13 protein-coding genes are annotated in these 13,228 nt (G+C 45.0%); 7 read left to right on the top strand and 6 right to left on the bottom strand.

Going from position 1 to position 13,228, the window contains the following annotated elements:
* The first annotated feature begins 634 nt into the window (after positions 1-634).
* Genes dapA through purC form a run of 3 tightly spaced genes read left to right on the top strand, consistent with a single transcriptional unit; the run spans position 635 to position 2,910 of the window.
* A complete protein-coding gene (gene dapA, locus Q9R21_RS06860; protein WP_311203985.1) occupies positions 635-1,534 on the top strand; it encodes a 4-hydroxy-tetrahydrodipicolinate synthase in 900 nt (299 codons plus the stop codon).
* Positions 1,535-1,548: 14 nt separating this feature from the next.
* On the top strand, positions 1,549-2,154 hold the full coding sequence (locus Q9R21_RS06855) for a hypothetical protein (protein ID WP_004281248.1): 606 nt from the start codon (positions 1,549-1,551) through the stop codon (positions 2,152-2,154).
* A 36-nt stretch (positions 2,155-2,190) separates the two neighbouring features.
* Complete coding sequence (gene purC / locus Q9R21_RS06850) at positions 2,191-2,910, top strand: phosphoribosylaminoimidazolesuccinocarboxamide synthase (protein ID WP_180087176.1); 720 nt, start codon at positions 2,191-2,193, stop codon at positions 2,908-2,910.
* A 301-nt stretch (positions 2,911-3,211) separates the two neighbouring features.
* Here purC and Q9R21_RS06845 read toward each other — a convergent pair whose 3' ends face one another.
* Entirely contained in the window at positions 3,212-4,486 is a 1,275-nt protein-coding gene (locus Q9R21_RS06845) for a replication-associated recombination protein A (protein WP_005094922.1), read from the bottom strand.
* Between the two features lie 263 nt (positions 4,487-4,749).
* Between Q9R21_RS06845 and Q9R21_RS06840 the strand changes: the two genes are divergently transcribed.
* Entirely contained in the window at positions 4,750-6,888 is a 2,139-nt protein-coding gene (locus Q9R21_RS06840; RefSeq protein WP_311203984.1) for an EAL domain-containing protein, read from the top strand.
* Between the two features lie 19 nt (positions 6,889-6,907).
* Here Q9R21_RS06840 and Q9R21_RS06835 read toward each other — a convergent pair whose 3' ends face one another.
* Positions 6,908-7,360: a YcgN family cysteine cluster protein gene (locus Q9R21_RS06835; RefSeq protein WP_180087179.1), complete on the bottom strand. Its 453-nt coding sequence runs from the start codon at positions 7,358-7,360 to the stop codon at positions 6,908-6,910.
* Between the two features lie 192 nt (positions 7,361-7,552).
* Between Q9R21_RS06835 and Q9R21_RS06830 the strand changes: the two genes are divergently transcribed.
* Positions 7,553-7,711, top strand: coding sequence for a DUF1328 domain-containing protein (locus Q9R21_RS06830; protein ID WP_004647174.1), 159 nt, complete (start codon positions 7,553-7,555; stop codon positions 7,709-7,711).
* A gap of 125 nt (positions 7,712-7,836) precedes the next feature.
* Here the strand turns inward: Q9R21_RS06830 and murJ are convergent, their stop codons facing one another.
* Together murJ and ampD are read right to left on the bottom strand one after the other, a co-directional pair.
* Positions 7,837-9,387, bottom strand: coding sequence for a murein biosynthesis integral membrane protein MurJ (murJ, locus tag Q9R21_RS06825; protein WP_311203983.1), 1,551 nt, complete (start codon positions 9,385-9,387; stop codon positions 7,837-7,839).
* A gap of 60 nt (positions 9,388-9,447) precedes the next feature.
* Positions 9,448-10,038, bottom strand: a complete 591-nt coding sequence (gene ampD / locus Q9R21_RS06820; protein WP_004281241.1) for a 1,6-anhydro-N-acetylmuramyl-L-alanine amidase AmpD — start codon at positions 10,036-10,038, stop codon at positions 9,448-9,450.
* A gap of 182 nt (positions 10,039-10,220) precedes the next feature.
* Here ampD and nadC point away from each other — a divergent pair, with 182 nt between their 5' ends.
* Entirely contained in the window at positions 10,221-11,066 is an 846-nt protein-coding gene (nadC, locus tag Q9R21_RS06815) for a carboxylating nicotinate-nucleotide diphosphorylase (RefSeq protein ID WP_005245612.1), read from the top strand.
* Between the two features lie 100 nt (positions 11,067-11,166).
* Here the strand turns inward: nadC and Q9R21_RS06810 are convergent, their stop codons facing one another.
* Complete coding sequence (locus Q9R21_RS06810) at positions 11,167-11,364, bottom strand: hypothetical protein (RefSeq protein ID WP_004281239.1); 198 nt, start codon at positions 11,362-11,364, stop codon at positions 11,167-11,169.
* 182 nt (positions 11,365-11,546) lie between these two features.
* The gene (gene rph, locus Q9R21_RS06805) at positions 11,547-12,263 is read right to left on the bottom strand and encodes a ribonuclease PH (RefSeq protein WP_004281238.1); all 717 of its coding nucleotides are present in this window, start codon (positions 12,261-12,263) and stop codon (positions 11,547-11,549) included.
* 210 nt (positions 12,264-12,473) lie between these two features.
* On the opposite strand from rph, the gene Q9R21_RS06800 reads away from it, so the two are divergent.
* Positions 12,474-13,175 (top strand): TetR family transcriptional regulator, encoded by a 702-nt coding sequence (locus Q9R21_RS06800; RefSeq protein ID WP_005245609.1) that lies wholly within the window; start codon positions 12,474-12,476, stop codon positions 13,173-13,175.
* Positions 13,176-13,228: the final 53 nt, after the last annotated feature.

Raw genomic sequence — 13,228 nt, 5'->3', positions numbered from 1 at the left:
GCTTGGATATTCCCAAAGGAGTAGAGGCAGATAAAAATAGGATAAGACCAGATAAAGTCGCAAAAACACTTAATCAGAACACCATAAAGTTCAAGACTTAGACTTTAAGGCTTATACATCAAGTTAAAAAATTAACCGATAAGAAAAAAAATTCTCAATTTATTGATATTTAAAAAAGATTAGTCTTAGTCGTTTTTGGCTTTATTTGTTTTGGTGCGAGAGTGCGATCAAGATGTACGAGGTCTCAATTTATCCAATATAACTATTAATCCAAAATTAAAAGGCATAAAAATGGCAGTTTTCAGCTGATCTTTTTGCACAAGCCTTATCATTATTGGCTTCATTTGGGGTAATCTCCTCCATTGTCTAGACTGGAGACATAACTTTGGTCTCAGGATTTTGCTTTATAAATCATCTTATTTATTACTTGATTGTTTCCAAAAGGCTTTGTATAAAGAATTCAGTAGCTTTTACTAAAGCATATTGTTCTTATGCGTTTGATCAGTCATAATTTGCATAAGCAATATTCAATTCAATGCAAATCTATTGAATTTGCTATAAATCAAAATACAAATCCATCCCAATTTATGTTTTCTCATTCCTTTCGGATGGACAAATAGGATAGTTTTTTAAAATGACTCAGCAAGCACAGACCATTCAAGGTTCCATAGTCGCAATCGTCACCCCTATGTTTGAAGATGGCAGCGTAGATTGGAAGGGTCTCGAGAAGCTGGTTGAATGGCACATTGCAGAGGGCACCAACAGTATTGTCGCCGTTGGAACAACAGGCGAAGCCTCTACTCTCAGTATGAGTGAACACACCCAGGTGATCAAAGAAATCATTCGTGTGGCCAACAAACGTATTCCTATTATTGCCGGCACAGGTGCAAACTCGACCCGTGAAGCGATCGAACTGACCCGCGAAGCCAAAGAGCTGGGGGCAGATGCCGCTTTACTGGTAACGCCATATTACAATAAACCGACTCAGGAAGGCTTATACCAACATTATAAAGCGATTGCTGAAGCTGTTGATCTTCCTCAAATTCTTTATAATGTTCCAGGCCGTACCGGTGTAGATATGGCCAATGAAACCGTGATTCGTCTGGCGGATATTCCACAAATTATCGGTATTAAAGATGCGACTGGCGATGTACCGCGCGGTGCTGAACTGCTGCAAGGCCTTGTCGGTAAAGATATGATTGTTTATTCGGGTGATGATGCAACTGCGTATCAACTGATCGGTCATGGCGCCAAAGGTAATATCTCGGTCACGGCGAACGTGGCTCCGAAAGCCATGAGCGAAGTGTGTGCAGCTGCGATTGCCGGTGATGCAGCCACAGCTGAACAGCTAAATGCTCAGGTTGCAAATTTACACAATATTTTATTTTGCGAATCGAACCCAATTCCTGTGAAATGGGCACTCCATGACATGGGCTTAATTGGTACGGGTATTCGCCTTCCATTAACACCACTTGCAGAACAATATCGCGCTCCGCTTCATGAAGCACTGGTCGAAGCGGGCGTTATCAAATAAAAGAGCACAAGATTATGCAATTACGTTTAGGACTTAGCCTTACACTTTCAGTATTCAGTTTGGCAGGTTGTAGTTCAATGGCCTTTAATAACGGCACTTTAGACTATAAAGAGACTACTACCCTGGAAGCTTTACAATATCCTGAAGGCGCCATGGTTCGTCCTGCAACGCCATTGTATCCTGCTCCAACAGTTGATCCGCTTGCAATTGAACATGCACCGAAGCTTGAAAACCAGCGTGGCAACCGTTTTGCCTTGCCACGCCCACAAGCCCAGACTGAAAACTCAAATACAGCTGATCTAACCGAAACCAATACGGTGGGTCGACCACAGTTGGTCACTGACGGAAATCTTAATCCGCTGCTTAAAATTGAGGGAAATTCTGCTACAATTTGGCAATATACACTTGCCACCCTCAGCAGTCTGAATCATAGCATCGTTGCGCAGAGCAAAAATCGTTATGAAGTCACGATTAAGGTTGATCAGCAGATCTATGTATTAAGATTATCTTCTGTCGGTTCAAGTAATAACCTCGCTGTGTTCAATGCCGATAACAGTTTTGCCGACCGTGAAAAAGCTGCAGAACTGCTCAACCAGATTTACCAAAATTGGCCAGCCTAGACATTTCTAGGCATTTTTTTTGTAAAAGGTTCCCTCATGTTAAAACAAACCTTGCTCTATACTGGTAAAGCGAAATCTGTCTACACCACAGACAGTTCAGACCATCTGATTTTAGTCTTTCGCGATGATGCCTCAGCATTCAATGGCGAAAAAATTGAGCAACTAGATCGTAAAGGCAAGGTGAACAACCGTTTTAACGCCTTCATTATGGAAAAACTGGCAGAAGCGGGAATTGAGACCCACTTTGAAAAGCTATTGACTCCAAATGAAGTGCTGGTAAAAAAACTGGATATGATCCCGGTTGAATGTGTGATCCGTAACTATGCAGCAGGTTCTTTATGCCGCCGCCTGGGTGTGGAAGAAGGCAAGGAACTGACTCCTCCAACATTTGAATTGTTCTTTAAAGATGATGCGCTTGGTGATCCAATGGTCAATGAGTCACAAGCCATTGCTTTAGGTTGGGCAACTGCTGAACAATTGGCGAAAATGAAAGAATTGACTTACCAAGTGAACGACGTGCTTAAAGCATTGTTTGACGCAGGGAATATGATTCTGGTCGATTTTAAACTTGAATTCGGCGTGTTCCACGACCGTATCGTACTGGGTGATGAATTCTCTCCAGACGGTTGCCGTCTATGGGACAAAGACACCAAGAAAAAACTGGATAAAGACCGTTTCCGTCAAGGTTTAGGCGGCGTGGTTGAAGCCTATGAAGAAGTGGCTGACCGTTTAGGTATCGACCTGGACAACATCTAATCTGTAAATGCGCAGATTCGAAAAAACCGAGCTTTTTAGCTCGGTTTTTTATTTTCGGCTTTTAATCGGAAAAATAAATTTTTATTATTAAAATGATCGTTTTTACATCAAAAACCACATGCATTAATATTATCTCATACTAGGCAAATCAGTGAGTCGATGCACTTCACTCCATATTTGCCGACCAGATTTCTCCTCTACCCTCTAGGATGTTATCTCCCTCAAAAAACATCCTACTTTCAGCCCAATTCACCTTGAATTGGGCTTTTTTTATTCTGTTCAATCGGTTGAGATACTCAGTTTATTGCTGCTGTTGTTGCTGTTGCCAACGGCGTTGCTGTAAACGCTCCCCTTCAACTTCACGTTTATTACGTGCTGATTCATACAGTTTGGTATCTTTCAGTTCTGGCGGCATATATTCCTGTAGCACAAAATGCTCAGGATAATTATGCGGATACAGATAATCCACGCCATAGCCCTGCTCTTTCATCAGCTTGGTTGGCGCATTTCTTAAATGCAAAGGCACTGGCAAATTTGAAGTTTTATCTGCGAGTTCCATCGCCTTGTTAATCGCCAGATAGGTACTGTTACTTTTAGCACTGGTCGCCAGATAAACTGCACATTGCCCCAAAATAATCCGGCATTCTGGCATTCCCACGGCCTGCACCGAACGGAAACATTCCCCTGCCAACAGCAAAGCATTCGGATTCGAGTTGCCGATATCTTCGGATGCGGCAATCAACATGCGCCGTGCAATAAACACCGGATCTTCGCCGCCTTTGAGCATGCGTGCCATCCAGTACAAGGCTGCATCCGGATCACTGCCGCGAATCGACTTGATGAAGGCCGACACCAGATCATAGTGCTGCTCACCGGACTTGTCATAACGGGCGATATTCTGCTGTGCGACTTTCACCACTACCGCATTAGTGATGATATTTTCCATATCTGCTTCAAAGGTACTGGCAATCAGATCCAGTAAATTTAGCGCCTTGCGGGCATCTCCTGCCGCGAACTGGATCAGGGCATCAAATTCTTCAATCAGGATATGTCTTTCCTGCAAGAAAGAGTCATTTTGTAAGGCTTGCATCAACAAGGTCTGAATCGATTCAGCACTCAATACATTCAGGCTATACACCTGACAACGTGATAATAAGGCACTATTCACTTCAAAAGACGGGTTTTCGGTGGTGGCGCCAATTAAGGTAATTTTCCCTTTCTCGACCGCATTTAACAGCGCGTCCTGCTGGGATTTATTAAAACGGTGAATTTCATCAATAAATACCACTGGCGTCAGCAAATCACCACCTTCGGCAATGATTTCACGCAGTTCTTTCACGCCGGTATTCAGGGCAGACAGGCTGATAAAAGGCCGGTCTACCGCTTGAGCCAGCAGTAAGGCAATGGTAGTTTTTCCGACTCCGGGAGGTCCCCAGAAAATGATCGAAGGCAGATGCCCCTGATCAATCATCTGACGTAAGGGCGCATGTTCTCCCAGCAAATGTTCCTGCCCGATAATCTGTGTAAGGTCGCGTGGCCGTAAGCGTTCTGGAAGCGGGATATGACTATCTGACATATTATTATTGGCTCAAACTAAATTCTGATCTCATTCTAACACCAGCAGTTTTGATTCCAAGAATACAAACATCAAGCATAAAAAATTAATTTATGGAGATATCCTCTATTTTTTTAATTCTGAATGAATTAATCTCTATAAAAGCGAATAATTTGAACATGATTAATTGTGAATTAATTACAGTGTAATTTTCATATTGTTTATTCTAATTAAAAGAAACTTATCTCGCCCCTTGGGCACTTTTGGGTTGTAGTGGTGAATGCATGAAGCATGATAAATTTGAACAGGGAGCTGTGAGTCGGTCTAAGCCACTGACGTCATCATCACTGATTGCACCCCACGTTCACTTGTCTGAATCGGTTTTGTTAAAAAATCTGATCGATGCCTTACCGCAACCCTTGTGGGTCAGCAACAAAAAACATCTGCAATATTTTAACGATGCCTTGACTGATTATCTTGGCGTGAACCTGAATGAACAGGGTCATCTGCAATGGCAGAGTTTTATTCATACCGAGGACTTGCAGCTATTTTTAGCGCAGTGGCATGCTGCGCTGGATCAGCATCAGAATTTTGAAACCCAGTGCCGGATTAAACGCAGTGATACCCATTATCGCATGTGTACCCTAGCCGTAAAATTTCATCATGAACCTGAACATTTGCTGCAATGGGCAGTTTCCCTGACCGATGTGCATGATTATTTTGAAATCCAGCAGCAACTTTCTCAGATTGTTTCAACCCAGGAAAACATGCTGGATGCCAGCGCAGACTGCATTAACATTATCAGCCCTGAAGGCGAGATTCGACATAGCAACCAGTCTGGCTGTCTGGCACAAGTAAGTGAGACCGCAGGACAAAATCAAGACCGTTCATTGTGCTGGTTAAATCGCTTAACCCCTGAAGCCCGAAAATCCGGGCAACGTGCTCTGAAACAGGCAGCCCAAGGCTTAAACAGCCGTTTCTCCAGCAAAGTTCAGATTAAAGATCAACCAATCCAATATTGGGATCATCTGCTCACCCCGATTCTGGATCAGCACAATATTACCCAAAATATTCTCTGTGTATCACGCAATATTAGTCAGCAAAAAATTGCAGAAACACGTTTAAAAGAAGTGATTAAACGGGATGAACTCACCGGCCTGTATAATCGCAGTACCTTCTATAAAACCTTTAAACAGGTACTGTTAAAGGCCAAACAACAACAGACCATAGCGGGTTTACTGCTGATCGATCTGGACTATTTCCGGCATATCAATGACACCTTGGGCCATATTGCTGGTGATCATCTGCTACATGTCTTAGGCAAACGCTTCCAGACCTGTTTCGGTCCGAATACCATCATCGCCCGTTTGGGTGGCGATGAATTTGCTGTGCTGGTGAAAAATCTGGAAAGTGAAGAACAGCTGCTGGCAACGGCGCAAATGGCCTATGCCCAGCTGGATCAGCCCATCAATTATGTCGGCAATAGCATCAGCAGTGCCATGAGTATTGGCTGTGCCATCTATCCACGTGATGCCTTAAATACTTCTAATTTGCTGAAATGTGCTGATATCGCCTTAAACGACCTGAAAAATAGTGGTCGTGGTGGCATCCGCATGTTCAATCAGGAAATGTGCGGTTCACTGGAAAATATGACCAAGCAGCTGACTCTGGCACGCAAAATTATTCTCGCCGATCAGATCATTCCCTATTACCAACCTAAAGTACGTCTTTCTGATGGTGCAGTGATTGGTTTCGAAGCACTATTACGCTGGCAAGATCAGAATCAGAACATTCAGTTACCTTCCGAAATTTTTGCTGCCTTTCAGGACTATGAGCTGGCCTCACGCATCAGTGAGACCATGCAACTGAAAGTCTTTGCAGATATGAGTCGCTGGCAGGCGCAAGGTCTGGATCTGTTACCGATTTCCATCAATGCTGCACCGGTCGAATTCCTGCGCGATGACTATGCCGAAAAACTGTTGGCACGCCTGTCCAACTTTGATATTCCCGCACATAAAGTTGAACTAGAAATTACCGAGCAGAGCCTATCCGAACATGGTGCTAATTATGTGGTTCGCGCCCTGAACCTGCTGAAACAGGCCGGAATCCAGATTTCACTAGATGACTTTGGCACTGGACATTCTTCGCTGACCCGCTTGCAAGACTATCCGGTCGATTGCATCAAGATTGACCGCAACTTTGTAGAACGCATGAACAGTGACCCGTCCGCCTTGGCCATTGTCAAAGCCATTACCCAGATTGGCTCTAGTATTGCACTGGATATTCTAGTGGAAGGGATCGAGAATACAGAACAGCTGGACACCCTGATCCATTGTGACTGTCAGATTGGACAGGGATTTTATTTCTATCGTCCGATGGCCGGTGCTTCGGCCCAGGCCCTACTCCATCCAGCAGATCAATAAACGAATCACTCAGGCAGATTTAACGCACCCAGCGTACGATATAGTCTTCGATGTCATCTTCATGAATATCGGCTTCACTCAGGCAGCGCCCTGCTGCCGACTTGCGTGCCTGAATCACACTTTCCCGTGAACCGCTAATCAGATAATGCCAAGATGGCAGGCTTTTACCCTGCTCTACCCGGCGATAGGCACAACTCGAAGGCAACCAGTGAATCGTTTCCAGCTTCTCTGGCGTGAGCTGAATACAATCAGGCACATACTGCAAGCGATCTGGATAATTGGAGCAACGTGCAGTGCTACAATCCAGCAGCTTACATGCCACTTTGGTATAGGCGACTTCCTGAGTATCTTCATCTTCCAGTTTAATCAGACAACACAACCCACAACCATCACACAAGGCCTCCCACTCGACTTGCGTCAGTTCAGCAAGTGAATAGTTTTTCCAGAATTCGGGACGTAAAGTATCGCTCATGATCGGGCCGGAATATTCAAAAATCAGCTGATTATAACAGCCAGAACCCTGCAGACCTACTGTCTCAAATTTTTATTGTTATCACGTAAACTATTGTTAAATCAGAGACAGTTCATCAACACAACACTAACAGTTGCTGGAATCGTTTATTTCTATACTAAATTTGAAAATAAAAACACATGGAGAATATATATGTTTCGCTGGGCTATTATTTTTGCTGTTATTGCATTAATTGCGAGTCTACTTGGTTTCGGTGGCGTCGCAGGCTTGTCTAAGGATTTTGCGATTATCTTGTTGGTAATTGCGGTGATTCTTGCGATCGTTGGTTTTCTTTCGCGCGGCAAGGTCTAGATTTACGCTAGACCTTTTCAAAGCAAGTGTTAGCTTTCAAAAAAAACAAGAGCCTTCTGGCTCTTGTTTTTTTATGGGTATTTTAATGATCTGTTTTGATCAAAAATACTTCTTTTAAGATGAACTTAAGGCTTTAAATGACGTGGTCTAAAACCTGCCACCAGCAAGGCTGCAACATACGCTACCACACCGATAACACATAAGATCAATACTTCTACCACACGCATCCATTGTGATACATCTGCGTTATACCAACTCAGGGCATAGGCCAGAGCTGCCATCATCATCACATTGGCAAACATGAATTGCAGGAAGATTTTTTTCCAGTGCGCCCCAAAACGGAAAATATCACGCTTATGCAGATAATAATAAAGCAGACCAGCATTGACCATCGCTGAACCTGTCGAGGCCAGCGCAAGGGCCATATGCTCCGCTTCCCAGTCAATCAGCTTGAACAAGCCGATAAAGATCACGTTCAGAATCGCATTGGCGGCCACAGCCATCAGACCGACACGCACCGGGGTTCTGGTATCCTGCTTTGCATAAAACCCGGGCGCAAAGACTTTAATCAACATAAAGGCAATCACACCACCGCTCATACATTGCAGCGCCAAAGCCGTCATCTGGGTATCTTCAAAGGTGAACTGGCCACGTTCAAACAGGGCCTGAATGATCGGGGTCGACAGCATAAACAGTGCAATACTGGCGGGTAGGCCTGCCATCACAATAACTTTGGCTGCCCAGTCCATCATGCCACGGAATTTTTCCGGATTTTGCTCAGTATGCCGTGCCGATAAGGACGGCAAAATCACGGTACCAATTGCAACACCGATCAGACCCAGCGGCAATTCGGTCATACGCTCGGCACTATACAGCCAGGATACCGAACCATCCTGCATGAATGAAGCCCAAATGGTATTTAACAATAGATTAATTTGCGTGACAGATACACCAAATAATGCCGGCAGCATCAACTTCATGATGCGATCTACGCCTTCATGCTTGAAATCAATTTTCGGTGGAATCAGCAGGTTTTTACGCCACAATTCAGGAATCTGGATCGCCAGCTGTAAAATACCGGCAATGATCACTGCCCAGCCCAGCGCCATAATCGGCTCGGCCATATACGGCGTAAGCCAGAGCGCCCCGGCAATCATCGCCACATTCAGCAAGACTGGTGCAAAAGCCGGGGTACTAAAAGAGCCATAACTGTTCAGAATACTGCTGGCAAAAGCCGTCAGTGACATGAACAACAAATAAGGAATGGTCAGGCGGAACATGTCGGTCGCCAGAGCGAATTTTTCAGGATCGCTATGAAAACCGGGCGCATAGATATACATGATCAATGGCGCAGCAATGATCGCGACCATGGTCAACGTGGTCATGACCGTGGCCAGACAGCCAAATACCCGGCTGATCAGGATCTGGACTTCAGTATGCGTGCGACTGGTCTTATATTCGGTCAGTACCGGAATAAACGCCTGTGAAAATGCGCCTTCGGCAAATAAACGCCTGAAAAAATTGGGGATACGAAATGCGACGACGAAAGTATCGAAGTCCTTACCAGCACCAAAGACATTCAGTAAAACAATATCTCGAACCAATCCCAGTACGCGTGACAACATGGTCATCGCACTGACAATGACGGTCGAACGCCAAAGCGCCATCCTATTCACCTAATGTATAAATTTGTGGCTATTGTAATGAAACTTTTATCAGAAGTTCATTGCTTAATTTCATCGCTCAAGCGAGCTTGAGGTGTTTTTATAATGCTGTAGCTGTGTACGAAAATCAGCCCAGTTAAAATATGGTCCCGGATCGGTCTTGCGGCCCGGTGCAATATCCGAATGTCCGGCAATATGCTGCTGAATTTTAGGATAATAATCTTGCAAACAGGCAGCCACTTTGACCAGGGCTTCATACTGTGCGGTTGCAAAAGGCAAATCGTCACTGCCTTCCAGCTCGATCCCGATCGAATAATCATTACATTCTTTTTTGCCCAAATAGGTCGAGCGGCCGGCATGCCAGGCACGGTCATTGAAATTAACAAATTGCAGTACTTCTCCCGTTCTTAAAATTAGCAGATGGGTCGACACCTGCATCCCTTCAATGGTTTGAAAATAGGGATGTACTGACCAATCCAGCTGGTTCTGAAAAAACTGTTCAATATAACCGCCGCCAAACTGGGAAGGTGGCAGGCTGATATTATGAATCACCAGCAATTGAATCTCGGTCTGTTCTGGCCGCTGATTAAAATTGGGAGACGGGATTTGACGTGCACCGATTAGTTGCCCGTCCTTGACCTGAAACTCAGCTGCCTGTTGCATAAAACCGTTCTCCCCAAAAATAAAATCTGCAAGATCAGCATTGCAGCCGGCTTCATGCTAAAACTTTCAAGGACAAATCTCAATTCATCCCGGCAAACTGGATGAAAAATCGCTCATCTTTTATGTAACGGTGCTAAGATAAGGCGCAATTTTCACGGCTTAAAAAAGATACGGAAATACTCATGCGCATATCTCAAGCTTTGCTAGACCAGTCCATTCAGATCAATATTCAACAGGCACTTTCTGAAGATATCGGTGACGGTGATATTACCGCCCTGCTGACTCCTGAAGATGAACAGGCCACTGCCACCATCATTAGCCGTGAAGACATGGTTTTAGCCGGCCAGCCTTGGGTAAATGCCTTGATTCAGGCCTATGATCCCAGTATTGAAGTGACCTGGCTGAAAAATGATGGTGATCACGTTCAAGCCAATCAAGCCTTTTTAAAACTGGCCGGATCTGCACGTAGCCTACTCACCGTGGAGCGCCCTGCGCTAAACTTTGTCCAGACGCTGTCTGCGGTTGCGACTAAAACCGCCCACTATGTCAAAGAGCTGCAAGGTTTAAACACCAAATTATTAGATACTCGTAAAACGCTTCCGGGTCTGCGTATCGCACAAAAATATGCCGTGGCCATTGGCGGTGGCCAGAATCACCGTTTGGGCCTGTTTGATGCCTTCTTGATTAAAGAAAATCATATTATGGCAGCGGGTGGCATTGCGCAGGCGATTGCCAAGGCCCATCAAATTGCACCGGGTAAGCCTGTCGAAGTTGAAGTCGAAACCTGGGATGAGCTGAATCAGGCACTCGAAGCCCATGCTGATATTGTGATGCTGGATAATTTCAGTCAGCAGCAGATGATCGACGCGGTGCAACATGTGGCCGGTCGCTGCAAACTGGAAGCCTCAGGTAATATCACCATTGATAATTTACGTGAAGTCGCGAGTACCGGAGTAGATTATATTTCCATGGGCGTGCTGACCAAAGATCTCAAAGCCATTGATCTGTCGATGCGTTTCAATGCTTAAGCCTAGATGGGATAGATGACCGTAGAGGGTGCGAAGCACCCTTTTTTTATTTTTAGAAATTTTTTTTGCGTATATTTTGCTCAATTTTCTATTTTAGACCTTAATCATCATCGTCATCCCGATTACCTCGGCGATCGCGGTCATCATCGTCACCATCACGGTCGTTATATCTTCCGTTATCCTCATCACGATCCTGATTTAACACTGAACGCTCGTCATCTTCACGATTATTGCCCCAGTCACAGGCAGTTAATCCAAACACGCCCAGCAATGAAATTGCACAAAGCCACTGTTTCATGTCGCATTCCTCATTGTGTTCTCATCTGATCCAATATCGATGCAAAACCGGTTCAGATATAGCCGATTCATGTCGACTTTTTGTCAGGAAGTTTTGTAATGTAGTTTTTGAATACAGGTGCAGAGTGAAATTTCAGGCATAAAAAAACGCATCCAGAGATGCGTTTATTAACATGGGATGGATTACCAGCCTAGAGCTTCTTGCTGTTTTTTCACCAGTTCCTGAATGCCTTTCTCGGCCATTTCCAGCATGGCATTCGATTGTGCACGGGTAAATGGTTTGTCTTCAGCAGTACCTTGAATTTCAATAAATTCACCAGCCTGAGTCATCACCACGTTCAAATCGGTTTGACAGTTTGAATCTTCTTCATAGCAAAGATCCAGTAATACTTCATCTTTAAAAATACCCACAGAAACTGCAGCCACCAAACCTTTTAATGGATCATGTTTGATTTTCTTTCTTTCCAGCAAGACGTTCATGGCATCGACCAAAGCCACCGCAGCACCCGTAATCGCTGCAGTACGGGTACCGCCATCAGCCTGAATCACGTCACAGTCGATAGTAATGGTATTTTCACCCAGCTTTTTCAGATCGACCATTGAGCGCAAGCTACGACCAATCAGACGCTGAATTTCCTGAGTACGGCCACTCTGTTTGCCACGTGCCGCTTCACGGTCACTACGGGTATGAGTTGAACGTGGCAACATGCCATATTCAGCCGTTACCCAGCCCTGGCCCTGACCTTTGAGGAAACGCGGTACAGAACTATCCACACTGGCAGTGCACAGTACTTTGGTATGACCAAATTCAACCAATACAGAGCCTTCCGCATAACGTGTATAGTTACGGGTAATTTTCACTTCACGTAATTGATCTAATGCTCGTTGGTCGATACGCATAATAAGTCCTGTATGGGTTCAAAATAATTGCGGCTCAGTATAGCAGAAGCCTTTGCCAAGATTAGGCAGCCGGGCGATTCATTTACAAAATCAATGCATCAGCTCGCTACGAGTTGTCGAAATTCTGCCGATCTGTGGCACTACGATTTAATTTAATTTTTGCTAGACTAAAACTCTCTATAAGGGAAGCCGGTGATAGGAAACCCATTTATGTCCTTACGTGAAGATCGCAAGCAGCAAAGTCATCAGGCGTTACTCGATGCGACACTGGCATTCAGCAGTCAGGGCCGCGCTTTCAGCACGATCAGCCTACGTGAAGTTGCGAATGCAGTCGGACTGGTGCCGACGGCATTCTATCGGCATTTTCAGGATATGAACCAGTTGGGTCTGGAATTGCTGGATCAGGTTGCGATTCATATCAAGGGCGTACTCAATCAGCTGGGACAGGCTTATTTGTATCAGCCGAATACCCGAACCCACACCGGGCTTGAGCTCTTCTTTCAGGCCGTCGAATATCATCCTGAACCCTGGATTTTTTTTGTGGCAGAACGTTGGGGCGGTTCGGACGTGTTACGTGTCGGCATTGAACGGGAAATTCATTTTCTGGCTGAAGATGTCATGCATGAACTGGCCAAGATGCAATCTACCCGACATATTCAGGCATCACAGGACTTGCAGGCTCTGGCACAGATGCTGATTGAACTGTCCCTGAACTGGGCCATGGGCTGGATTCATCTGCAGCATCAGGTTGATCCAGAGCTGCGCCGCGCTCAATCCAATGCCTTTAAAACCCAAAGCGTGCTACAGATGCAGCTCTTGCTACGTGGCATTTTGCACTGGTACCGGCGACCTGCCAAAACAGTTGAAACCGCAAGCCCTGTGCTCAATGAAGCGGTCATTCCCCCTGCCTAAATAAAAAAACCTGCATCATGATGCAGGTTTTTTTTACTGATCGTCAGTTCAGA

Origin of the sequence: Acinetobacter sp. RG5, from assembly GCF_031844265.1 — a bacterium.
GTDB lineage: Bacteria > Pseudomonadota > Gammaproteobacteria > Pseudomonadales > Moraxellaceae > Acinetobacter.
The sequence above is the reverse complement of the archived record's forward strand: the minus strand, read 5'-3'. Positions and strand labels throughout refer to the sequence as shown.